This is a genomic window from Trichocoleus desertorum AS-A10 (assembly GCF_039962155.1).
Classification (GTDB): Bacteria; Cyanobacteriota; Cyanobacteriia; order FACHB-46; family FACHB-46; genus Trichocoleus.
Window position 1 is genome coordinate 129,361 of record NZ_JAMPKN010000014.1, and the last position, 23,551, is coordinate 152,911.

19 protein-coding genes are annotated in these 23,551 nt (G+C 49.4%); 4 read left to right on the top strand and 15 right to left on the bottom strand.

What is annotated here, in order from left to right; translation table 11 throughout:
• Positions 1–50 precede the first annotated feature (50 nt).
• Positions 51–2,396: an NACHT C-terminal helical domain 2-containing protein gene (locus tag NDA01_RS18515; protein ID WP_348229094.1), complete on the bottom strand. Its 2,346-nt coding sequence runs from the start codon at positions 2,394–2,396 to the stop codon at positions 51–53.
• Positions 2,397–2,527: 131 nt separating this feature from the next.
• Here NDA01_RS18515 and NDA01_RS18520 point away from each other — a divergent pair, with 131 nt between their 5' ends.
• Positions 2,528–2,755: a hypothetical protein gene (locus tag NDA01_RS18520; protein WP_348229095.1), complete on the top strand. Its 228-nt coding sequence runs from the start codon at positions 2,528–2,530 to the stop codon at positions 2,753–2,755.
• 122 nt (positions 2,756–2,877) lie between these two features.
• Here NDA01_RS18520 and NDA01_RS18525 read toward each other — a convergent pair whose 3' ends face one another.
• Positions 2,878–3,627: a DUF561 domain-containing protein gene (locus NDA01_RS18525; RefSeq protein ID WP_348229096.1), complete on the bottom strand. Its 750-nt coding sequence runs from the start codon at positions 3,625–3,627 to the stop codon at positions 2,878–2,880.
• Between the two features lie 126 nt (positions 3,628–3,753).
• Between NDA01_RS18525 and NDA01_RS18530 the strand changes: the two genes are divergently transcribed.
• Complete coding sequence (locus NDA01_RS18530) at positions 3,754–4,050, top strand: peptidase (protein WP_431193445.1); 297 nt, start codon at positions 3,754–3,756, stop codon at positions 4,048–4,050.
• Between the two features lie 47 nt (positions 4,051–4,097).
• On the opposite strand, the gene NDA01_RS18535 is transcribed toward NDA01_RS18530, so the two are convergent.
• The 7 genes from NDA01_RS18535 to NDA01_RS18565 all read right to left on the bottom strand — a co-directional run bounded on the left by NDA01_RS18535 (position 4,098) and on the right by NDA01_RS18565 (position 16,074).
• Positions 4,098–5,060, bottom strand: coding sequence for a PRC-barrel domain-containing protein (locus tag NDA01_RS18535; RefSeq protein ID WP_348229097.1), 963 nt, complete (start codon positions 5,058–5,060; stop codon positions 4,098–4,100).
• 53 nt (positions 5,061–5,113) lie between these two features.
• The gene (smc, locus tag NDA01_RS18540; protein ID WP_431193446.1) at positions 5,114–8,737 is read right to left on the bottom strand and encodes a chromosome segregation protein SMC; all 3,624 of its coding nucleotides are present in this window, start codon (positions 8,735–8,737) and stop codon (positions 5,114–5,116) included.
• 108 nt (positions 8,738–8,845) lie between these two features.
• Positions 8,846–10,390: a hypothetical protein gene (locus NDA01_RS18545; RefSeq protein ID WP_348229098.1), complete on the bottom strand. Its 1,545-nt coding sequence runs from the start codon at positions 10,388–10,390 to the stop codon at positions 8,846–8,848.
• Between the two features lie 172 nt (positions 10,391–10,562).
• A complete protein-coding gene (locus tag NDA01_RS18550; protein WP_348229099.1) occupies positions 10,563–12,458 on the bottom strand; it encodes a CASTOR/POLLUX-related putative ion channel in 1,896 nt (631 codons plus the stop codon).
• A gap of 291 nt (positions 12,459–12,749) precedes the next feature.
• Positions 12,750–13,550, bottom strand: a complete 801-nt coding sequence (locus NDA01_RS18555; RefSeq protein ID WP_348229100.1) for a hypothetical protein — start codon at positions 13,548–13,550, stop codon at positions 12,750–12,752.
• A 276-nt stretch (positions 13,551–13,826) separates the two neighbouring features.
• On the bottom strand, positions 13,827–14,999 hold the full coding sequence (locus NDA01_RS18560; protein ID WP_348229101.1) for a Vgb family protein: 1,173 nt from the start codon (positions 14,997–14,999) through the stop codon (positions 13,827–13,829).
• 175 nt (positions 15,000–15,174) lie between these two features.
• Positions 15,175–16,074, bottom strand: coding sequence for an alpha/beta fold hydrolase (locus NDA01_RS18565; RefSeq protein ID WP_348229102.1), 900 nt, complete (start codon positions 16,072–16,074; stop codon positions 15,175–15,177).
• 379 nt (positions 16,075–16,453) lie between these two features.
• Here NDA01_RS18565 and NDA01_RS18570 point away from each other — a divergent pair, with 379 nt between their 5' ends.
• Positions 16,454–16,630 (top strand): hypothetical protein, encoded by a 177-nt coding sequence (locus tag NDA01_RS18570; RefSeq protein WP_348229103.1) that lies wholly within the window; start codon positions 16,454–16,456, stop codon positions 16,628–16,630.
• A 16-nt stretch (positions 16,631–16,646) separates the two neighbouring features.
• On the opposite strand, the gene NDA01_RS18575 is transcribed toward NDA01_RS18570, so the two are convergent.
• The 5 genes from NDA01_RS18575 to NDA01_RS18595 form a co-directional block, all read right to left on the bottom strand.
• Positions 16,647–17,696 carry an N-acetyltransferase DgcN family protein gene (locus NDA01_RS18575; RefSeq protein WP_348229104.1) on the bottom strand — a complete coding sequence of 350 codons (1,050 nt, stop codon included), beginning with the start codon at positions 17,694–17,696 and terminating at the stop codon, positions 16,647–16,649.
• Entirely contained in the window at positions 17,680–18,732 is a 1,053-nt protein-coding gene (locus NDA01_RS18580) for a dipeptide epimerase (protein ID WP_348229105.1), read from the bottom strand. Before NDA01_RS18580 ends, NDA01_RS18575 begins: the two co-directional genes overlap by 17 nt.
• A 9-nt stretch (positions 18,733–18,741) precedes the next feature.
• Positions 18,742–19,020: a DUF2584 family protein gene (locus NDA01_RS18585; protein WP_348229106.1), complete on the bottom strand. Its 279-nt coding sequence runs from the start codon at positions 19,018–19,020 to the stop codon at positions 18,742–18,744.
• A gap of 113 nt (positions 19,021–19,133) precedes the next feature.
• Positions 19,134–19,994: a hypothetical protein gene (locus tag NDA01_RS18590; RefSeq protein WP_348229107.1), complete on the bottom strand. Its 861-nt coding sequence runs from the start codon at positions 19,992–19,994 to the stop codon at positions 19,134–19,136.
• Between the two features lie 208 nt (positions 19,995–20,202).
• Positions 20,203–20,892 carry a WGxxGxxG-CTERM domain-containing protein gene (locus tag NDA01_RS18595; protein WP_348229108.1) on the bottom strand — a complete coding sequence of 230 codons (690 nt, stop codon included), beginning with the start codon at positions 20,890–20,892 and terminating at the stop codon, positions 20,203–20,205.
• A 280-nt stretch (positions 20,893–21,172) separates the two neighbouring features.
• Here NDA01_RS18595 and NDA01_RS18600 point away from each other — a divergent pair, with 280 nt between their 5' ends.
• Entirely contained in the window at positions 21,173–22,519 is a 1,347-nt protein-coding gene (locus NDA01_RS18600) for an FAD-dependent oxidoreductase (protein WP_431193447.1), read from the top strand.
• Positions 22,520–22,525: 6 nt separating this feature from the next.
• On the opposite strand, the gene NDA01_RS18605 is transcribed toward NDA01_RS18600, so the two are convergent.
• Complete coding sequence (locus NDA01_RS18605) at positions 22,526–23,491, bottom strand: aldo/keto reductase (RefSeq protein WP_348229109.1); 966 nt, start codon at positions 23,489–23,491, stop codon at positions 22,526–22,528.
• Positions 23,492–23,551 lie beyond the last annotated feature (60 nt).

A 23,551-nucleotide genomic window follows, 5' to 3' on the forward strand; every position in this document is an offset into this window, starting at 1 on the left:
GCTAAGGGCTTCTATCACAGGCATGAAGCGGATCTGTACCGTTGGTTGCTTTACTGAGCAGCTTTTGCGGCTTTGTATTTCTCAATTTCTACGATCGGTAAAAGCAAGGTGTCTTCAATCTCTTGCCGTACTTCTCGGCTAACGTAGCAATCGCAGTTGAGGCATTCAACTAATAGTTTGTTGGCATCAACATACTGTTTAAACAATTTTTGTTGTTCATCACTAAATTCCCATTCATGCCCGATATCACGATATTTTATGCCTACCTTCCTTAGTTTTTGTCTCCAGTCGTACTGATCACACAATTCCCAATCTCCAATTTCTTTTTGAGTTTGATTATGTAACTCTATCTCTAAATTTTGAATCGCTTGCTTAAATTGGCAATTTTCACTAAACAATTTTTGTATTGTGGAAACAAACGATCGACAAGAAGAAGCATCCAGCGGGTTGTCAACCATGAAACCAATTAAGTTGTCAAGTTCAAGTTCGCCACCAATGTAGTTTAAGGAATTAATATTGTTTTTAATTCTGCAATCTATTAAGATGGAAAGTTCGGCAGTTATTATACGTATAGAATTATTTGTTGTTCTAATATAACTAGCAAAGCTCATCCCCGAAAAATTTAAATATGAGGCGCGAATAGCTGCTGGTTTATACTCGGTTTTAATATGTATGGATTTCTGATAAGCCCAAGCTAAAAGCTTTTGAAATTCTTTGTTCACAGCTACTCCTTGATCTATTGCTTGTTTTATCAACTTTAATAAATCATCGGCATTTCGCAACATCCCTACACTCAGCAGCAATACCTCACGCCACCGCTTTTCATTTAAATGGTTTACCAGCATTTCAAAAGCTGAATTCGTTACAATCTCTCGTGCTACAAAATACTCCTGAAATGTCAGGTGCGAGAACGAATATATCCCTCTAGCCCGCTCTATCAACAATCCATGTTGAGATTCAATTGATTTCAACACTGCTTCGCTATCAAGTAACAATGCCTCTGGATCGGTTTGCGCATCAGGCAAGTTGCGAATGTAGTCAGCAATATAATCTTCAACACTTCTTTGCTTAAAGAAGTAATCTTTTTGTTTAAAAGTGGTGAGTGCTACTTGACTGAGTAAGTCTTCTTTACGCTTCAGCGATAATCGTTTATAAACCTGATCACGCTCAATCCGTCGACTGCTATCCCATTTACTCAATAAAACTCCTAATCCTCGGTCATATAGCTCAGCCCGATTTGTTGGGAATTCAAGTAGTTCTTCAAATTCCAAACATAAGAGCGTCAGCAGTAGTGGATTAGTTGCTAGTTCCTTGATCGGCTTATGCGCTTCTAATTTGGTAATCAGCTTCTCGGTTAGCTTCTCAGCATTTCCTGGTTCCCGACACTTCAACCAATTTCCGACAAAAGTACGAATTTGCTCATCATCAAAATCTGCAACTTCAACCTCAATAAACTTCTCAAAGGTATATTCCTTAGCTGCAATTCGGCATGTCATGACAAATTGATTTTCAGTCCACTGCTCAGAAAAATCTCGAATTTGCCGTAGAACTCGATTAGTGTCCTCCTCTCTTACTTCATCCAGGCCATCCAACAGAATTAATAATTTTCCTTGCTGAATAATTGATTGTAAGGATTCTGTATCGATTTTTTGAGATAAATAATTGTTCGTTTTGCTGTAGACACCTGTCATGAACCGCGCTAGACAGGTTAACAAATTCGGTCGATCTTCATCCTCAGCAAAACTCTTGAGGGTAATAAAAACCGGAATACGATCGGCCTGAAAATTACCCTCAATACACTGCATCGCCAGGTATTTCAAAAATGTGGTTTTCCCTGCTCCGGGCTTACCTAACACCATCAATTTCGAGTACCGCTTAACTGCCTCTAACCCTGGCACTCGTTTTTCAGTTACTCGGCTCAAGCCAAAGCGATCGAACTCTTCAAGATCACATCCTTGTAGCAGTTCCTCAAGTCCCAACCGCCTGCGCCCTGTAATCTTCTCCAAAATGTTGACGTTGGTATAAATCCCCTGCTCTCCTGTCAGCGCGATCGGTTGGGTCATGTCCAGCACCCGCATCGTTCCACATCGCCCTTTGATCAGCGGCTTAATTTGCTCCCGTACCGCTTGCACCAGAGCGTCAATATCAGTTTCTTGATCTGATGCAGTATTAGTTTGTGGTTGCTCAGTAATCTCTTGCCAATCCAGCTTGAGTGTTTCGCAAATTTGGACGAATATGTTGCGATCGACTGATTTTTCGTTGAAGAACTTGCTGATCGGTTGGCGTGTAACTCCTAGGCGCGTTGCTAATTTCTGTTGATTAAGGCCCAGACTGATCAGCGCCGCTTTTGCTGCCTGGATACCTGCTGGAGAAGCCTGAAGCGATCGCTCAACCATATTCTGAAAATTAAACTTTTGCCCATTTTAGCCACGTCAACCAAAAATCACTCATAACGCATACACAACTCACACGCTTCAAAAGCCTTTCCATTACTCCTTTACAGCGAACTTAGAAGGACAAACAGCAAGTGAGTTTTGAAATGGTTGAAAGTTTGGTTTATCTAACGCTGCGAAAATCTGCTGAAGTTGTTTTCGGGCTGCTGCTCAAGAAGTTTTGGGAATGGGCATTCAGCGATCGCAACCTCAAATGCTCCAGCAACTACCTGAAAATGCAACTGCTGATTCTCTATCTCGATTGGGTGCTGCTGAAAACTCCACTCAAGTCTTTGCCTCCGTACTCCGAAGAAGATGAGTGAGCAAGTGTGGCGATCGCGCCTCCAAATACCCAAGGGGCGATTGCTTCAAAAACACAGCCAGAGAAGAAGTTTGCAGATACTCCTCTCTGGCTACGATTTTTAAGGATAAGTTGCGATCGCGCTTACACAGTTACTTGAGCACGGCTCACAGTTGCTAGCGCTTCTACCAAGCTGCGAACCACTGCAATCATGGCAACTTCGCTGTTTAGTTGGTTCACCGCAGAACCCACGCCAACACCAGCCGCCCCAGCCGCGATCGCCAACGGTGCCGTGACGCTAGACAAACCAGAGGCACAGAGGACAGGCACGCTAACCGCACGGGAGATTTCTGCGGCGGCTGCCAGGGTGGGAGCGGCTTTCTCGATTAGGCCCAAGGTGCCAGGGTGAGCGGGAGCGCTGCTGGTGCCGCCTTCCGTTTGAATGATGTCTGCACCAGCTTTCACCAATTCTTCTGCCAACTGCACTTGCTGGTCGAGGGGCAGAATGTGAGGCACGGTCACAGATAAAGTGATGTCAGGCAGGAGAGCACGGGTGGCTTTGGTCAGAGCCAACACTTCCTCTGCCTCAAAGCGACGACCTTGAGCGTAGAAGCTATCAAAGTTGCCAATTTCGATTAAGTCAGCACCTGCCTCAACTGCGGCTACAAATTGCTCAGGTTCTACCGCAGAAACGCAGATCGGCAGACTGATAGCTTGACGCACTTGGCGCACGAGTTCAGGATCAGCAGCGATATCAACGAACGTCGCACCACCCAGCTCAGCCGCTTTAGCAACTGCTAAAACGTTCTCTGCATCAAAATTATGCAAACCGCTGATAATTTTGAGCGCACGGCCTTGCTCGAAAGCGCTTTGTAGCGTGGGAAGAATGGTCATGATCCATCTCAAGGTAAAAAACGTATGGATCATTTTGGCATTCCTAGTAGCTGGATACTAGTACCTGCTGAAAGTTACATTACAAGCAGGCTGAATATTCCCACCCTATAGAGCAGGAACTACTCTATGAATCGCTTGAATCGTCTGGTGCGGCAATATCACCGCAAAATTGCTTTGGTTTTGGCTTTGCCCCTGCTCCTGACAGTGCTAACAGGGATGGCGTACACGATCTTGGTGGAATGGTTTCAGCAAGGAGCGATCGCGCCAACTATTCTTAGCCTGCATAACGGAGAGATCCTGGGTTTAGGCAGCATTTACCCGATTCTGAATGGTTTGGGGTTGTTAGGATTGCTGGCAACAGGCTTACCCATGACCAGTTTGTTTTCCAAACGGCGCACACAAAAAGAAGCCAGCGATCGCTAGCTTCCTTGGCATTCATTCATAAATTGAGGAGAAAAAGGAGCGAGGGCTTAGAATCCTTCTTCCTCGTACTCAGGCGCTTTAGTTTTCTCAGGAATGTTTAGCTTTTGTGGCTTGTAGGGCTTATCATCGGCCCAAGCATCTTCTACTAGCTCTTCTTCGTAGGTGCCCGCAAAATCGTCCTCGTAGTCATCATCGTAGCTGGAGGTATAGCGATCGCGATCGGTGGCTTCGCTCCAGTTGTCCTCTTCGTCGTAGTAAGCAGGCTCGACTTGGCGTTGCTGACGCAGTTGCTTCGGAGCGGGTTGACTTCCCCAGTCATCTTCACTCCAAGCTTCTTCGACCACAGGCTGCTGAGTCCGCAGCGGTTGCTGCATCGTGGGAATACGCACGCCACTACCCAGTTGGTTTTCGGCGGGAGTGGTGGGCAGAATGTAATCTTCCTCTTCTTCGCGCTCCCAGGGGGCACGACCAATGCCGATGCGCTCTAGCAGACCCACGGTGAGCTGAGTCACCCGTTCTTCTGCCCCTTCAAACACAATCAGGCGATCGGGACCACTGCTGACAATTTCTTCAATCGGCAACTCGTAGGTGCTAACAACTTGGTCAGGAATCAGCGGCACTCCTAAGGTGGCAATAATCAGGGAATAAACTTTGCCATCCTCAACGTTGAAGCGGAAGCCACGTACCCGACCCAGCATTTCACCCGTTTCTGTAATCACTTCACTGTTGATCAGGGTGCTGTAGCCGTCAATATTGATGTCATCAAGGACGGTGTCGTTATCAACCAGGGCCACATCGCCAATCTGACGAATGCTGCTCAAGCTCATAAACTGAGGCATGTTGCCTAGGACGCCGGAAAGCAGGTTTTCTCGGAGGCCGAGCGCGACGACTTCCCGCCGATCCACGTCCACCCACAACTGACTGACGACTCCCAAACGCTTACCGGTATCGCGGGTAATCACTTGAGTGCCAAGGAGATCGGAGCGTTGCCAGATTTTGTCAGATGTCATTATGTCCGAGTCCTGATCGTGAATCCTAGCTATTAAGTATCAATATTACTAAATCATACCGAGGCACTTTGAGGCTCTAGTTTAATGCCTATAACTTGAGTATGCGCCCCACGAGCTTGGGTAACGCCAATCGTGCGCTCAGCAGACTCAATCATAGGACGGCGAAGACTCACCACAATAAACTGCGCTTGTTGGGCCTGTTGCCTAATCATTCTAGCTAATCGCTCCACGTTTGCTCCATCCAAGAACATGTCCACCTCATCAAAGGCATAGAACGGGGAAGGACGGTAGCGCTGTAGAGCAAAGATAAAACTGAGCGCTGTTAGGGATTTCTCACCCCCGGACATTGAGGCGAGTCGTTGTACAGGTTTGCCTTTTGGGTGTGCGACTAGATTTAGGCCACTGTTAAATGGATCTTGGTGATCGTCCAGTTGCAAATGCCCGTCGCCATCGGAGAGTTCGGCAAAGATCACTTGGAAATTGGCATTCACTGCATCGAATGCTTCTTTGAAGGCTCGCTGTCGTAGGGTAGTGAAGTTCTCAATCCGCAGGAGCAGCTCAGTACGTTCTTCTTCCAGAATGGTGAGCTTTTGCGTCAGTTCTTCTAGACGGGCTTGGGTGCGATCGTACTCTTCTAGAGCCAGCATGTTGACAGGCTCCATCGCCTGAATCCGCTTTTGCAGCGATCGCAACTCCTGCTGCAACTGCTCTAAACCTAAATTTTCAGGAAGTTCAGGTAATGGATCGGGCAGGTCTTCTTGTTGTTCGGTGAGCTGTTGCTGAAGTTCTGCTAACTGTTGCCGCTGTGCTAGCAGGGTTTCTTGTAGTTTCTGCCGTTGCCACTCTAGCTGTTGTTGCGCGGTTTGTCGTTCGCGCAGTTGTCGCTCTAGGCGATCGCGGGCTTGTTTAGAAACCCCCAACGTTTTCTCTAAGGTCGCGAGTTCAGCTTGGGTTTGGGCAATATGTCCCTGGAGCGTGGCTTGTTGTTCGCTTAGGCCAGCTTGCTGATTTACCTGGGTCGTTTGCTGAGTGCGATACTCTTGCAGACGGGTTTGGCCTTGCTGCACCTTTTCTTGCAAACGTTGTTGTTGATTTTCCAGATCTTTGAGCCGTTGTTCCGCAGCACGCAACGCTAACTCTCGCTCATGCAGTTGGGCTTCTTGAGCGCGGATTGCCACCTGGACTTGCTGCCACTCGCTATGCGTCTGCGATTGCTCTAACTCAGCCAAGGTTTGCCGCCATATTTGCAGTTGTGCTTCTTGGGTGGGAATGTCAGTTTCTAGAGTTTGTAGCCGCGTCTGAGCCGTGGCTAACTCTTGAGAGTTTTGCTGAAGTTGGGTTTCTAGTTGCGATCGCTGTTGTGCAAGGCTCTTTAATTCTTTTTGTAATTGCTCAACTTGCAGTTGGTTTTCCCGGTGGGCTTGGCGGACTTCAATTAGTTCTTGCGATCGCTGCTTCACCGCAACTGAGGCTTTGGCGATCTCATTGGTGCAACGGTTGAGGATGCGATCGATCTCTTGTAAGCGTTTTTTCAGCTCTACAATTTCTGCCGATTCCATAGGGTCAGCCTTACCGAAATGGATCGCATAACGGCTATCGCTACTGCCCCCGCTCATCGCACCACTAACTTCTAGCAATTCGCCATCTAGCGTCACTATGCGGTGCTTCCCTAAATGACGCCGGGCATCCTTCAAAGTCTCAAAGACGATTGTGTAGCCAAACACATAGGCAAACACATCGAGATAGCGCGGATCGCACTCGATCAAATTCACGGCGTAGTCCACAAAACCGGAACCAATCCGTTCCCAAGGCGCATTGGAAATCCGAGGGGCTTGGATTTTGTTGAGCGGTAGAAACGTGGCTCGTCCGGCGCGTTTTTGCTTCAGTAGCTCAATTCCAGCTGCCGCTACGGCATCATCTTCCACGACTAACTGGCCTAAACGACCACCCGCCGCAGTTTCTAGCGCTAACTGATACTGTGGCTCTACTCGACCCAGTTGCGCCACAAGACCACAGACACCAGGCATCCCCGTTTGCAGAATCAGCCGAGTCGCATGGGTTCCCTGAGATTCCTGGGCGGCTTGAGCTTGGGCTTCTAGTTTGTCCAAGCGGCGATGCTTCTCTCGTTGCTCTTGTAATAAGCGGGTTTCGGTCTCTTTTTGGATTTGTAGATTTTGCTCTGTATTGGCAACGGCTTGAGAAAGCTCCTGTACCTGCTGAGCAAGGCGATCGCGGGTTTCGCTCTGTTGAGTGGCGATCGCTTCCTTCTCAGCTATTTCCTGAACGACCGACTGCAATAACTGAGTCTGTTCTTGAATCTGCCGCTCTAGTTGCGTTGTCCGTTCCCGTAACCGTGCTTGCTCGGTGCGTTGCGGTTCCAAGGTTTGCAGCAGTGTGTCAATCTGTTGGTGCAGGCTGGTTTGTTGCTGCACCCAAACTTCGGAGGCAGAGGCGATTGCACTGGCCGCTTCACGATTTTGATTTAAGGCACTCTCCGCCTCATCTCGCGCTTTTTGTAGAGGGGCTAGGCTTTGCGTTCCTGTGGTTTGTTGCTGAGCCAGGTTTTCCAGAGTCTTGAGATGTTCCTGGATTTCCTGCTGCATTCTAGTCAGATTTGCCGCCGTTTCTTGACTGGCTTTGGTCAAATCTAGCTCTTGTCTTTGCAGTTGCCGTAACTCAGCTTCACGGGTAGCAAGGGTAGCTTGAAGCGCAAGCTGTTCTTCCTCCCCTAAGGCTTTTACCCGACTGTTGAGTTCTTCTAATTCTGCTGTGGCTTGTTGTACTTCAGCCGCAACCGTAGTCAGTTGGGCAGCTAGTTCTGTAGTCTGGCGATCGCCTGCTTCAATTTGCTGATGGAGTTGCTGTGCCTGCCGTTGTTGCGTGCGCCAAGCCAACACGCCTTCCCACTGTTCTTTGGCTTGCAGTTCCTTGCGTAATTTCTGATATTTCTCAGCTTTGACGCGGTCTTGGGCCAAACGATCGCGCTGCACCACTAATTCATTTTCGACAATGCGAAAGCGGTCTTCTCGCTCTTTAACCGCATCCAGCTTGTCTTTGGCTTGAATAATCTTGCGATCGAAGGATGCCACCCCAGCTAACTCATCAATGATGGCGCGACGTTCGCGGGGGTTCATGGAAATGATGCTGGTCACGTCCCCTTGGAGCACCACATTGTAGCCTTCTGGGTAAATCCGCAGCCGATTCAGATGCTCATGCAGTTCAGTGAGGGTGCAAGGTTCCCCGTTGATGTAGTAGTTGGAAGTGTAGGTGCCTTGCTGCGTCACCCGGAGCTTTCGCGTTACGGTCCAGTCACTCGACTCCGGACTTTGAAGCTTAAACTTGTTCTCCGAGTTGGGGTTCTCAGCCGCTAGGTTCGGGAGTTCGTCTTCGAGATCAAAAGTGACGGTAACGCTAGCTTCAACGGTAGAGCGTCCACGTGCAGTTTGTTGGTTGTTCACCAAGTCAGGCAGTCGCTCAGCCCGCATTCCCTTGGAACTAGACAAACCCAGAGCAAACAGTAGCGCATCCAGAATATTAGATTTCCCCGATCCGTTTGGCCCTGAAACCACAGTAAAACCAGGGAGCAACGGGACTGGGGTCGTGCCGCCAAAAGATTTGAAATTAGAGAGTTCTACCCGCTTGACGTACACCACTAGCGAAGCTTCTAGTAAGTACAAATTTACTAACTACTGTACCAGATGACAATCACCAGATGACAATAATGTCCAACAGAGTAGCACGAGCCTCCTCAGAAGAAATCAAAAATTCAACAATTTCCTGAAGCCTTACAGCGATCGCGCCAACTGAGCTGAATTGGCATCTGTGAGACGAATCTGTACTTGCTCTCCTAAGTTCAGGCGATCGTATTCCTCGCAAGGCAGGTTCCATGCTCCTGATTTGGCTTCAGGTTTTTGAAACCAACCGTTTTTCACTAGGTAGCTGCCAGATAAACGGCAAGTGGCACGAGTAGCTGAAATTCTTTGAGGAGGCAACTGTACTAGATTGATGTCGATGGAACGTCGCTCAGCCGCATCCTGACCCACTCGCTGATGGGTCTGTTGGGGCACCCACTCTTTGACACGATAAGTCATCCAGGTATCATGCACTGGAACTGTTGCCATAATGGGCTTTTGCACAGGCACGACACGAGTGCTAAAGATTGGAACTTCACGCGTATGCTCCACTTGCCGAGTGCTGTAGACTGGGACTTCGCGCCTATGCTTCACTTGTCGAGTGCTAAAGATTGGGACGGTACGAGTGCGGGGAATTTTGCGAGTGCTATAAATCAGAATAGTGCGAGTGCGGGGAATTTTGCGGGTACTGTAAACCGGAATCTCATGGCAAACTCGCTTGCCCAGCCCGTTACCTTGACTGGTGACTTTACACTCCGACTTAGTACCCGATTGGTAGCGCTCCGAATCGTAATAAGTCTCAGTACGAGTGCCGCTTTGATATTCTTCCGAGTCGTAATAAGTCTCGGTGCGAGTACCGCTTTGATATTGTTCTGGTTGAGTATAAATCTCAGTACGAGTGCCGCTCTGATATTGCTCTGGTTCGTAGTAAGTCTCGGTGCGAGTGCCACTTTGGTACTGCTCGCTCACCATGACTGTACGCACACCTTGCCGTTTTTGGCTTACCCCTCGCTGTTTCCGAATGGATTTGAGAATAGTGGCATTGGTTGGAACCGACTCATCCCAGCCTTGGCGAGTAGATGTCTTCTGTGTTTGCACATCTACCTCGACGGTCCACTGCAAGTCAGTGACCTGTACTTTCAGCAAGGTAGGATCCTTGGTGCCCACAGACTCAACTGCACCATTCCAGAAAACGCCACTTACTACAGTCAGTCCTAGGGCTCCAGCTGTTAGCCAGCCTAATCGACTATTGTTTCCTGACGGGTTAAAGCCGTTGGAGGGTGAGTGGTCCATTGAACGTGAGGGAGCAATGGTAGGAGACTCGCTCTGACGCTGTACTAGCTCTCCAATCACGGATAAACTTGGGGCTTGCTGATCTGCTGCTGAATCGCCGGTAATGCCTCCCACCGCAGAGATTTGATAGCTGTTGCAATTACTGCACTGTAAAAGTTCGGCAGACAGCCCTACATCTTCATTGACGGCTTCACAGACCTTACAAACCCAAAAAGGCGGGCGATTGATTAAACTGGGGTCCGTAATTAGCTGACTATCTGACGCTTCGTACAGTTTTACGGCTTCTGTACGCCAATAGAAACAGCTGGGGCAGCGATTCCACTGAGAGTTGAAGACAGCACTGATATGAAGTTGTCCACAATGAGGGCAATCCCAAAACAATTCTACGTATTCAACTGTTTCCATAGGGCTTAGGGAGCTTGAAGTTGGTAGGTGCTACAAGCCAATAACTTCTGAGAACGGAAAAATTCTCGTTTAGGTGTACTAATAATCGTGAATTTTCGTGAGCAAGATTTAGTGGCTATGTCGAGTGTTTCTATAGAGAGCGATCGCCTCCAATCTCCCAAACACATAACTTTTAGCTCTCAGCTAAGAGAATGATGGTGTCTTGAGACGAAAATGTGATGGGCTGGTCTTTTTTGGGATTGATCACCACACCGTAGGCTCTAGCCACGTTGTTAGAATCAGCTTTGCAACGGTAACCGATCGCCGATTCTCCTCGTTGTTTAGCAGCCTCAACCACGGTGTAGAAATTCACAGGTTGCGCGATCGCGACATAATCATCTACTGGCTTGAGGTAAATCTCCGAACCTTCTGGGTTGAATAAGTCAGCAAATACAGCATTCAAGCTTTTCTGCTCTGCCACCTGAGCCAGCATGCGGCTAATAATTTGCTCACTAATGACAAAATCGTCTGGGCGAGCCACCTGAGCGAGGGCTTGATTACGCACATCAAGAATTTCCGTGACGATTTGGAAGTTGTGATGATGGCGATTGGCAATATCTCGCAGGTGTAGCAAAGTTACTAGAGTTTCGGCATCGGATTGCTCAGGCTCGACGTCAGGATTGCACAGCACAACAACATGATCGTATTGAATCAAGTTGAGGTTTTCCAGCACCTCGCGATCGCTGGGATCTCCCCGTCGATATTCCAGGGTTTGTCGCTGTAGCCCTAAAGTTTTCTGAGATAAATCCACTTCTGCTTCAGGAAAGGCTGCCACTACGGTTACAGAAGAGCCAGAAGCAACGTATTGATCGAGCTGCCGAATGATGTCAGTTACGCGATCGCTCCAGCCAAGAATTAAGGTGTTTTCTGCTGTGGCAGATTCTCGCTTTTCTAGTCGAATCGCTTGATGATCGATGGGTGGTATCGAGTGAGCAGACAGCTGCATCGTGTCATCATCTTCACTGATTAAGATCAGTTGCTCGTTTGCTTGTAGCGGCCTCTCTATAGGTGGGTTGAGTTGAATCGTGCCATTCGAGTGCTGAATGCCGATGACGGTGGAATTGTTGTAAGCCAGCAGTGCCTGACCGTAGGGCTTTCCCTGTAAAGTGGGTTCTGTTTTGAAGTAGATTTCGTTGCCGCTGAAATCTAGCAAGTCCATATAGACAATCGATAAACCCGATTGCCGACAGGTCTGCACAACAATGCGGGAAATCAGGTCGTTTGTCAGCAGTACCTCTACTTCGTTCTGTCCTACTAGGTTAATCACATCCAGGCTCTTGGGATTCTGGACCTGAGCCACGATGTGATAGGGCTGAGGTAGCGATCGCGGAATGCTAGTAATAGCCAGCAAGGTTTTGACGAGTTGGGTATCTGCCCGTTGGTTGTGGGGGCTAAGAATAATAATGGAGCGGGCGGTTTGAATATTCACCATACCGAGGTCTGCCATGCTGCTAGGGCTTCCGGTACGGCAAACTAAGCGAATGCGGGGCAGCTTACCCAACGTATCGGCTAAGGCAATATCCATCTGCATCTTGTCTTCTTCACTCAGGACGACAATGCAGGTATCCGGTCGATTGGCATTAGCTAGAGCTAGTTCAGAAATGAGTGTGAAGACTTGAAGCGACCAGCCTAAAATCACAATGTGGTCGGTTTCAATTACCCGCGATCGCCCTTTGCGGAGGTCTTCTAGCTTGGTGTCGATACCACTACTAAGCAAACCAATCAGGGTACTGACTACAAAAATGCCACCAAAGGTGACAAACAGCATTGCAAAGCGGAAGACCCAACCTGTATCACCGCCTACGGTACCTGAGTCTAAGGTTCGCATCAAAACTCCCCAGATAGCTTCGGGGAGACTGAGGCGATCGCCACCCTCTGGAGCAATCCCACTCAAGGTAACCAGGAATGCCATCAACAGGATAAATGCCAGAGACACCAACGCCAGTCCACTAATGAGGGATACGGTACCTCTGGACATGAAGTTGTCGAATCTGTAGCGCAAGCGGTCTGCGATGGCAATTTTGCCCATTATGGTAATGATTCCTTAACAGCTACGAGGGTGTTTTACACATTTGGTCTTAAGACACTAGGTTTTAGCTAGTGTTGCAGGTGCCCTAAAAGACCAAACGGTCTAAAAAGTATTCCCTGTATCATCCTCATTTCCACGCAGCTAAGGCAATTCTTGAAAGTTTGTAATGCTCCTTTGCAACAGGGGTGACTTGGGGCGATCGCAGTTTTCTCCGTGGTGCCTGGGGTAATTCGGCTTAGGCTGTTATTACACTAGTTAACCTGAGTTGCCTACTCAGAATGTTTTATTGGCTTAGTCTCCTAACATAACTAGCTTGCTTGAAAGATGCTCCGCATCATAGCTAAGCTCTCTGCAATGCTCAATCGTAATTGTAATCAAATCTTTTATAGCCACTTCTTTGACTTTGATGGAATCATAGACCAAAAGTTCACGAGTATTACCTTTGGTTATGATCCAAACCTGGCGGGATTTACCTTGAATCTGAAGTGTTTTCGATCCCCGTCCACCATCGGCTTTTCTTGTCTCAATTGTGAGCTGAGATTTATTACTGAGCTTATGGATGTAGTTTTCGATTTGATCCTTCTTATACTCTTCGAATGGGTTTCTTAGAGTGCAGTCATACATAACAGCTAAATTCTCTAGGATAAAGAACCCATCGGCTTTTCCAGCCTGAGCATCTCTGCTGTATTGATAGACGGAATGGATTCCAAGCAGTCGTAAAAGTGAGAAGACAGCATCTTCAAAATTGCCGCTGTCATTGATCTTTTCTATCGACTTGAGTGAGTCGCTTAATTTCTCTAGGAAAGTTCTGTATGAAGATGGATAGATATTTACTGGAGACTCTGGATTAGCCTTGGACTTGGTAGAAGTTGGGATAGGAATAACCTTTTTTTCAGGAGGTGCTACAAATTTGCGTACATCACGAGCAACCCATTCTATATCTCCAGTTTTGGTCTGCCTTTGTTCTAAGATAAACCCCAACTCCATACCTTTCTGTAATACCTCAAAATCCAACTCTTCCAAGTCACCTTCAAAAAATACAACATCCCTGTCATAGTCAGAAATCGGAGATTCGGGAGCAATGTATCCCATCCCCATTCTCCCTTCACTCTTGCGGAGATACTTGATAGTGCCTTTCTGTTGCATAACCTTGCGAGTGCTAAGCCTACTGAAGTCCCTAGAGTTCTAATTCTGTGTTGATGCTCTAGCGTGTAGCTCACAGTGTTCCCTAGGATTCAGACGTTCTAAACAGGTTTGCCGCTTTATTAAGCCCCCGAATGATGAATTGGGAACCATTTATAAGACTGACCAAATGGTTAGAGAGCGATCGTCCTTCTCCTGACAAAAAGAGCGATCGCCTGGTTGGTTTCAGGGATTAGAAGACTTGCGATCGCGCTTTAGAGATAACACTGTTGCTGCTACGCCGAAGGTCAATAAGCCAACTGTGCTAATGGGTTCAGGGACGCTGATGGGGGAGTAGGTGATGCCGATTGGGCGCTTGAGGTTGGGGTTGGTGGCAACGAAGACTGCATTAGTGCTGCCAGGGCTGGGTAAAGGTTGGCCTGTGGTGCCGTCGTAGCGGAGGATGGCTCCGAAATTGTTGTTCCGGGAGTCAAAACCCACGGTGTAGAGGTTGTTGTCAGGAGAAAAGGTGAGGTTGCCAATGAAGTTGCTGCTGCGGGTTTGGCCGTTGTCGTTAAAGGTGGCGTAGCTGGTAGCAATCGTTGATTTGAGCATACCCGTGGCTAAGTCGTAGCTGCGAATGCCATTGGCGAAATCGGTAGTGACTAAATCTCCGTTAGGGGCGATCGCCAGTCCTAAGAAACTAACAAAGCCAAAACTGAGAGGCAGCGGTTGCGGCTGGTCAGCAAAAACAGTCGGCGTAGAGTCTAGAACGCCGTTCTGATTGGTGAAGCGCAATACTTGGCTAGGCAAACCAGGGAAGTTAGCTGCAACCTCACCGGGTTCTACAACGCCATCGCCATCACCATCGCCTGAAACGGCCACACTGCCCTGCGTGGTGACATAGAGATTACCAGCCGCATCAAACAGCAAATCGTTAGGCCCATTCAAGCTGTTGGCTCGGCCGTTTCCCGCCGCAAATACATCGATAAAAGCTCCTGTTTTGCCGTCATAACGGAGAATTTGATCGGTTAAGAAGCTGCTGACATATAGCTTGCCATCTAGCCCAAATGCTGAGCCGTAGGGACGAATGAGCGTTCCTCCTTGATCAAAGCGACCGAGAAACTGCCCCGTTCTGCCGTCGTAGCGTAGGATGGCTCCTGAGAAGTTGTTGCCACTGCTGACATAGAGATTGCCATCTGGTCCAAAGGTGAGATCATCTGGGCTAGTCAGCCTCCCGCTACCTGCAGCAATAAATTCACCATCCAGCTTGCCTGTGCGCTCATCAAAAATGAGGACGTTGTTTCCGGCAGTGTTACCTACTAACAAAGCGGCTTGAGCTGAGGACTGTTGTAAGGCCCAAGCGGTCAAGGCACTGACAACTGTTGCAGCTTGATACGCGATCGCTCTCCATTGCATAAACCCACTCCTCCATCTACAAAATCAATCCATTATTGGGGAATGGGTGGAGGTAGCAGGAGAACTTCTACAAATTCTTTACTCTCTTTCGTTGACTCTCTAGATGCTGCGATCGCCCTGCTACAACAAAAAGAGAACAAAAAGAGCGATCGCCACGATTGAAATTTAATGAGATTTAACTCGCAATGGAATTGACCCAGGAGCGAATTAGATCGTTGACCTGATCAGGCACTTCATCGTGGGGGCAATGCCCAGCATTGAGGAAGTGCTCAGTTAGTTGCGGGTAATACTGACGGAACTTGACGCTGCGGGCTCTGGCGTTCATCCAAGGGTCATGCTCGCCCCAGAGCATCAGTAAAGGGCACTGGAGTTGTCCCAACAAGACATCCACCTTGTCACCTTGGGGCGTTTTGAAGACCGCCGCAAACACATCTGCGGCACCAGGGTCACTGGCTGCTCGCAAAATATCATCGACCAAATCATCGGTGATGGCAGTTTGATCGAGATACACTTTCTGCAACGTCTGGCGTACTACAGAACGCTGGCGGGTGTATTGAAACACGAGATAGCTGGCCCAAGGTTGCTGAAATAATGACTGCACAAAACTGCCAAACACTTCCCGAATTGGGTCCTTCTTGGGGACAGGCTGGGCATCGCTGAAAGGCCCCGCACTGTTAAATAGAACCAAGCCTGCAGCATCTTCGGGGTGTTGGGCGGCAACAGACAAGGCAGCATAGCCTCCCAAGGAGTTCCCCCCTAAAACGGTCGGCTGGCCGATCACCTCGGTAATGAAGTCGTGGATTTGGTTCCGCCACAGCTCGCCACTATATTGCATGTTGGGTTTTGCCGATCGCCCAAACCCCAGCAAATCGATCGCCCAAACTTCAAAGTCGTTGCTCAACCCCGCCACGTTTTTGCGCCAATGAAAGGTTGAGGCTCCGAAGCCGTGAATCAACAGCAGCGGAGGACGGTGAGGCTGGCGATCGCCCGCTCGGACATAGTAGATTGGCTGGCCCCGCCACTGCCAATACTGACCAGATACGGGAGCGATGCTGCTGGCTTGGGTAACTTGCATGGTGAGGAAGCTGTAAAGTATCTTTAAATATCTTAACTTTTAAGCCTAAAGGCTTGGTGCTGTAACGGTTGCACCACCTTCTAAAGGCAGAGAATTAGACCTGCTTTCGCGACTCTATAAGATGCTGTAGGGCTGAGTCAATGGTGATCCCTACGGATTAGGAAGGATGAGGGGCGAGGGAAGAAGGATGAAGGGATGGGAGTTAGATAAAGTAAGGCTCTTTTGGGTAGCTTAAGTTACTAGGGCTTTGGGCTTTAAGAGCCTGAGTTGAGTAAATAAAGTTCTTGGAATAAAATTGCTAAAAATTAAGAAAAATCTAATATTCTTATACGCAGAAAATAGTTCAGATCGTTATCTGCATCAGGGTCATTTCGTGAACATGGCAATTCAGGAACTCGCCGATCGGATTTTGGTATCCCGTCGCATTAGCCGTACTGACCAAAATCGCTTCATGTCAGCACTACTCGCAAAAAATTCTTTGAGCACAGAAGACCAACAGCAAATTACTCGCGTTTTCGATGGTTTGCAGACGGGCTTGATCCGAGTGGTGGATTAACGGCATTGCTAGCAAATTAGCGATCGCCCAGAATTGCATCTAACAATAAATCGGCGCGGAACCGTACTGGATCAGTACAAGGTAAACCTGTTTCTTGTTGAGTTTGCTCAATAAACTGCTTTGCAGTGGCTGTATCTAAGTGAGCTGTGTTGAGGGCGATCGCGACCACTTTAGCAGGTGCAAAGGCTCCTCCAGCGGTTGCTACGGTTTCATATAACTCAACTACTTGGCGTAAAGGCGGAATCGGCACATGCGCGAAGTTGCGAATGTGAGTTTGGCCAGCCCGATGTACTAGCACCAGATGAGTTGGCTGAGAGCCACGCAACAACGGCAAAGTTGCGGTAGAGGCAGGATTGAGCAGTGAACCTTGACCTTCCACAAACACAATGTCTTGGTCGGCACCCAAACGCAGCACTAACTGTTCCACAGCACCGGAGGCAAAATCCACCCGAACTGCATCTAGGGGAATGCCGTCTCCTGCCAGCATCATGCCAGCCTGACCTGTCGCCAGAAATTTAGCCCGGAATCCCCGCTGTAAAGCCGTTTGGTGCAGCTCCAAGGCGGTAGACATCTTGCCCACACTCATGTCGGTGCCTACCAGCAACACCCGCAAGCAATTCAGCGATCGCGCCGCTCCAGTACCTACCGTTAAACCTGTGGGTTCCTGGCGCATATCCCAAATCCATTGCTCTGGACGAAGGAGAGCTTTGAGTTCTGGGTCTTGAGCCAGGGGGGTATGCAAGCCATTGGCTACAGAAATGCCTGCCGCGATCGCCTGTTGAATTTCTTGCCGCCAAGCTTCTGGCAGCACACCACCGGAAGGCGCAATCCCGATCGCTAAAACATCTGGCTCATAAGCTAGAGCATCTGCAACAGAGGCCACAATGGGGGCGGAACGGTGAATGCCAGTTAGATCAGGCAGAGATTCTCCGGCACACTGCTGATCAATCACCGCGACAATGTTGGCATCGCTGTAGCGCAGCAGAGATAGCCCTGTTTTGCCTTGGGTGCCTCGAATGCCATCATGGAGCAGAATGGCGACACGATGTTCAGGACTGAGGCGCATAGTAAACTCCTAAACCAGGCAAATCGTTGGGTAGCAAACGGCCATCCTGCAAGCTGGCACCGGAAAAAGGACCGTCGAGTAGATTCAAGTGACTATCAAGATCCAAATGATCCGCTAGAGGTGAGAGCTGAGCAGCAGCAGTATTCAGCAAGCCACTGTCAGAATAGCAACCAAACATAATCTGAAGGCCACAGGCACGCGCTGTATGCACCATCCGCACCGCCTCACTTAACCCACCCGACTTCATCAGCTTGATATTAATGCCGTGAACCCGATCGCTGAGAGCGGGAATATCTCGACTGGTAAAGCAACTTTCATCGACAAAAATCGGCAAAGGCGATCGCTCGTACAGTTTGGGTAAGTCTTGCTCTTGCCCCCGACGCAGCGGTTGCTCAATATAAGTCACGCCTTGCTGCTCCAGCCACTGGCTCATTTTGATCGCATCAGTCAGGCTCCAACCCCCATTGGCATCAATGCTGAGCTTCACCTGCGGGGGAGCGACTTCACGGATAGCTAGCAACATGGCTTGATCGGCAGCAATCCCATCGGGACTCCCTAGTTTGACTTTTAGAGCTTTAGCACAGGTGAGCTGTAACCAATCTTTCACTCGTTGCTGAGCTACCTCTGGCGGGTTAATGCCAATCGTGACCGAGGTCGGAACAATGCGATCGCGATTGAGGCCCCATATTCGCCACAGCGGCAACTGCGCTTTTTGGCCCAGCCAATCTAGCAAGGCGATATCTAACGCAGCATGAGCCGCGGAAGAAAGTTGAACTTCCTGTAAAACCCTTTCAATTTTCTGGCGATCGAGGGGATGAAGCGGTTCTAAGGCAAGCGCTATTTGCTGCAACTGTCGCGCGATCGCTTCTGTAGTTTGTGGCGTTTCTCCGACCGAGAAAGGAGACCCTTCCCCCCAGCCTTCAATGGCATCTGCTTCCACTCGCACCCAGACATTTGTCGTTTGAGCCGTTGTACCTCGGCTAATAGTGAGCGGAAATCGTTTGTGAATAGTAAAGGTTTCAACGTGAATTCGCACTTTCGGCTGCTAACTCTTCAGACTAAACGGGCTTTCATAAACTCGGTGAATCTCAAAGACAAGCTTCGTTTCACCGTTTTCCCAGGTTAGCTGACAAATCACAATATCCGCATGAGCAACCCACTGTTCATTCACCAACGGCAATGGCACATCCATTGGCAGAATGCGATACCCTGATTTGACGGTTTGATGTTGCGATCGCGGCACCAATTCAGCGGGATAGCCCTGATTTGAGTTGAGTTTCAAAATACTGTTTACTTCACAGGGCATTCCCATCGCTTTCACCATTCATCCATTCGAGGCAGTCGAACTTGATTTTACCCACTGCCTGTCCTGAAAACCGATGAATGATACTCTGTCTGAGCGGTTGCTCCCCGCTAGGGTGCCAAAGCTAAGAAAGGTTAGCTGCAATTAAAAAAGATTTTGTTGGCAGGTAGAACATAAGTGTCACTCTGAAACTTATTAGCGATCGCCTTCTTTTTAAGTGCTTCTGCCTCGGAAAAGGATAGATTACTACCTACTACTAAGGCATGTCTAGAATTGCTAGCTTTGGGTACGCAAGTTCTGGCATTGGGAAACTGTTGATTAAATGACTCACCGACCAGTTTCTGGACGCGGCTCAGTTCGTTTTGCACATCTTTAGCTCTCAGCGAGGAGGCTGCAATTACGAAGTAGCGCTTGTCTTCATAAGACTGGGTTAAGGCTTGCGCGAATTGAGACCCACTCTCAGTCGTCGCCGCTTGTTGAGCTTTGGTTGCCACGGGAAGTAGGGAAGCTCGAACAGATTCCTCAATCAAGGACTGAATTCTAGGGTTATCAATCGTAGCTTTAGCAATTTTGTCTTGAAATGCCTGATCTTGATTTAATGACGTAATGACTTCTTTAGCGATCCTGTCCTTGAAAACTTGATCTCGTAGGACTTCTTGCTTGATCGCTTCTCGCGTATCTGTCGAAATTTTTTCTCGAAAATCTTCATTGACGATCAAACCATCTTTAACATCTCGACTAATATTTTGAATTTCTTTCTCCTTAATATGCTGCTCAATTTCTTGCACTAAGGCTTGAACTGAGACGAACCCAAATAAGCCCACCACGGTCACTAATCCAACCATGAGGCCAGAGAGTTTGTTACGAGCTTCAACGTAAAGACGATAGGGATAGATTTCTTCAGTGAGGGTTTTTAGTTCTTGGCGCAGTTCAGCATTTTGTTGTTCTAAGCTGGCAATCTTTTCCAAGTTGGGGCTGTTGGCTGTTTCGTTCATGGGGCTCTCTTCCCTGCTGAATGCGATCGCGCCTGAGTTGGCTAATTAAAGCTTCACAACTCGTACCCCGCTTATCGGAAAACTTACGGTTGACAATGCGATCGCCCCAATAAGGACCCAATAAACAAGAGCCTCAGGCGTTCACCCAAGGCTCCGACTTCAGTTGATTTCTAGCTTGTATGCACCTAGAACGGTGCTATATCAAAGCTTAGTAGCGAGTGCGAGTGGTCTCAGCAGGATCACGGTAGGTCGTGGTGGTTTCAGGCTTGCGAGTTAGACCAGCCAAACCGAGCAAACCGAGCAGACCTAACCAACCCCAGTCGAAGTCGCGATCGCCAGCAGTATCTGTGGTTGTGGTCGTGGTCGTGGTGCTAGGAGAGGTGGTAGTACCAGTGGTGCCAGTTGTACCAGTGGTGGTATCGGTTCCAGTTCCGGTGGTGCCAGTCGTGCCAGTCGTGCCTGTACCAGTGGTACCAGCAGTACCAGTCGCATCGGTTCCAGTTCCGGTGGTACCTGTGGTGCCCGTGCCAGTGGTGCCTGTGGTGGTATCAGTGCCGAGGCCTGTGCCAGTTCCGGTGGTGCCAGTCGTATCAGTACCAAGACCTGTGCCAGTTCCAGTGGTGCCTGTGGTGCCAGTCGTGTCAGTACCGAGACCCGTGCCAGTTCCGGTGGTGCCTGTGGTGCCTGTGCCAGTCGCATCGGTACCTGTGCCAGTGGTGCCAGCGGTACCAGTCGCATCGGTTCCAGTTCCAGTACCAGTCGTGCCAGTGGTGCCAGCGGTACCAGTCGCTCCGCCTGTTGCATCCTGAGCCGCAGCAGGAAGAGTGATGGGGAGTACTGCCAAACTGAGGGTGAGAACACCTGCCCCAACAACCTTGGATAAGCCTGAAGATTTCATCTTAAAGTTCCTTTTTTTTGTAAAGCGTTTACAGCCTGGACAAACTCTGAATCCTTGCTCTGAATTCTTTGAGGTCCGCTTGAATCAGTTCAGGACACACCTCTCGTAGAACATTAAGAGTTTTAACGGGTTTGGGAGTCATCCTTGAGCTAGAAGTTGTGCTGACTTAAACTCCCCCCAAGGAAAGAAACTTTTTCTTACATCTACAGAACCTCTCAAGTTGCCTGAGTTAGGGTGAGTTCAAGCCGCTTCAGATCAGGCAACATGACCTCGTAGGCTTATGGCTGGCTGGGCCATAGAGAAGCCACTGAACCAAATGCCCTGTAGTCGGCGATCGCGCCTCAACTATTTGCGGATTGCAGGAGTGCTGAGCATGACAAATGCGACTTCAGAAGTCCCGGTTGCTCTCCCAACGCCGGGAACTCACGAAATCTTAGATGTGCGACCCACAGATTGCTGCATTGTGGGCGGTGGGCCTGGGGGTGCTTTACTCGGCTTACTTTTGGCACGTCGAGGCATTGCTGTGACGCTGCTAGAAGCCCATCGAGATTTCGATCGCGACTTTCGGGGTGATACGTTGCACCCTTCGGTCATGGAAATTATGGAAGAACTGGGCTTGGCAGAACGCTTGCTCCAACTGCCCCATACCAAGATGCGAACGGGAACGTTTACGGCGCAAGGGCAAGCCTTCCTGACGCTGGACTTTAGCCGCCTCGAAACTCACTATCCGTATATCACGATGATGCCGCAAGCACGGTTTCTAGAATTTATTACGGATGAAGCGAAACAGTACCCTAACTTCCAGCTCGTCTTAGGGGCGAATGTCCAAGAGCTGATTGAGGAGAACGGTGAGATTAGAGGGGTGCGGTATCGAGGTCAGGGAGGCTGGCACGAAGTCCGAGCCATGCTGACGGTGGGTGCAGATGGTCGTCACTCTCGCATCCGCGAACTGGCAGGCTTTACCGCTGTCGGCACCTCACCACCTATGGATGTACTGTGGTTTCGCCTGCCTCGACGCGCAGATGAACCGGAAGGCGTGGTTGCCAAAGTTGGCCGAGGCAAGATGATGGCCTTGCTCAACCGCTTTGAAACTTGGCAAGCTGCTTACATTTTTCCTAAAGGCGGGTATCAGCAGTTGCGGGGAGCAGGTTTAGAAGCATTGCGCCAGTCGATCGCGGAGGTGGTGCCAGAATTGAGCGATCGCGTTCAGCATTTACAAGAGTGGTCTCAGGTGGCGTTTCTCTCGGTGGAGTCTAGTCGCTTACCTCGTTGGTATCGCCCTGGATTGCTGCTGATTGGCGATGCGGCTCATGTCATGTCTCCGGTGGGCGGCGTGGGCATCAACTACGCGATCCAAGATGCTGTGGTGGCAGCCAATATCCTGACCCAGCCGCTGCAGACAAAGCATTTAGAGGTGCGGCATCTGGCAAAAGTGCAAGCGCGACGAGAATGGCCCACTCGCATCATCCAAGCTCTGCAAGCGCTGATTCAAAAACGACTGATTGCGCGGGCCCTGGATACTAGCCAGCCCTTCCAGCCACCCGCCTTCCTCCAGTGGCCATTTTTGCGGGATCTGCCGCCGCGGATCATTGGGTTTGGAGTTTGGCCTGTGCATGTAAGGCAGTAGCTAGAACTAACCCCAACTCCACATCACGGGGCCTTCGTTGGCTAGTTGATCGGTGACTATCCGACCGATCGCGTCAATCTCTTGCAGTTCTTCCGCCGAGAGCTTTACTTCTGTGGCTTGAGCATTCTGTACCGACTGCTCGGCGTTCCGGGCACCCGCGATCGCGTTGGCTTGAGGTTGGGCGATTAACCAAGCTAAGGCCAGGTTCGCTAGTGTGAATTGGTGCCGTTCGGCGATCGGGCGGAGTTTGTCCAGTGCGGTTTGGGCGCGTTCGTAGTTCTCGCCTTGGAATAGCTTATTTTTGGCGCGATTATCGGCGGAGTCAAAGGTGTGGCCTGGCCCAAACTTGCCAGTGAGTAAGCCTTGAGCTAAAGGAGAGTAGGCCAAGATCGAGATGTTGTTTTCGACGCAGTAGGGCACAGCATCAGTTTCGACATAGCGCCAAAACAGCGAGTAAGGCGGTTGCAAGCTATCAATGCGGCCATACTGGGAGGCTTCTTCTAGCTGAGCGCGAGAGAAATTCGACACCCCGATCGCCCGAATTTTGCCTTGTTGCTTCAGGTCATTCAGCGCCCGCATCGTTTCCTCAATCGGCACTAGCTCGCTGTTGAAGGCTCCACAGGGCCAATGGATCTGGTACAGGTCGATGTAGTCGGTTTTGAGGTTTTTGAGGGAGCGATCGCAAGCTTCGATCACTTGGTCATATTTGAGGTGGTTGGCAAAGACTTTGGTGGCATAGACCGCTTGATCTCGCACATCGGAGAGGGCTTCCGCGACGACTTGCTCTGAGTGGCCTTCTCCATAAACTTCAGCGGTGTCAATGGTGGTGATGCCCGACTCAAAGGCCGCTCGAATTGCTTTAATTGTGTCTGCATCCTCAATTCCTACCCACATGCGTTTGCCTGCTTGCCAGGTACCCATGAGAACGGGCGAAATTTGGATGTCAGAGTTACCGAGCGATCGCGTCTCCATGTGGGCTCCCTGAGTTGCTACAACGGATTAGTTTGCTGACAAAATTCCTTCTCACTCTAA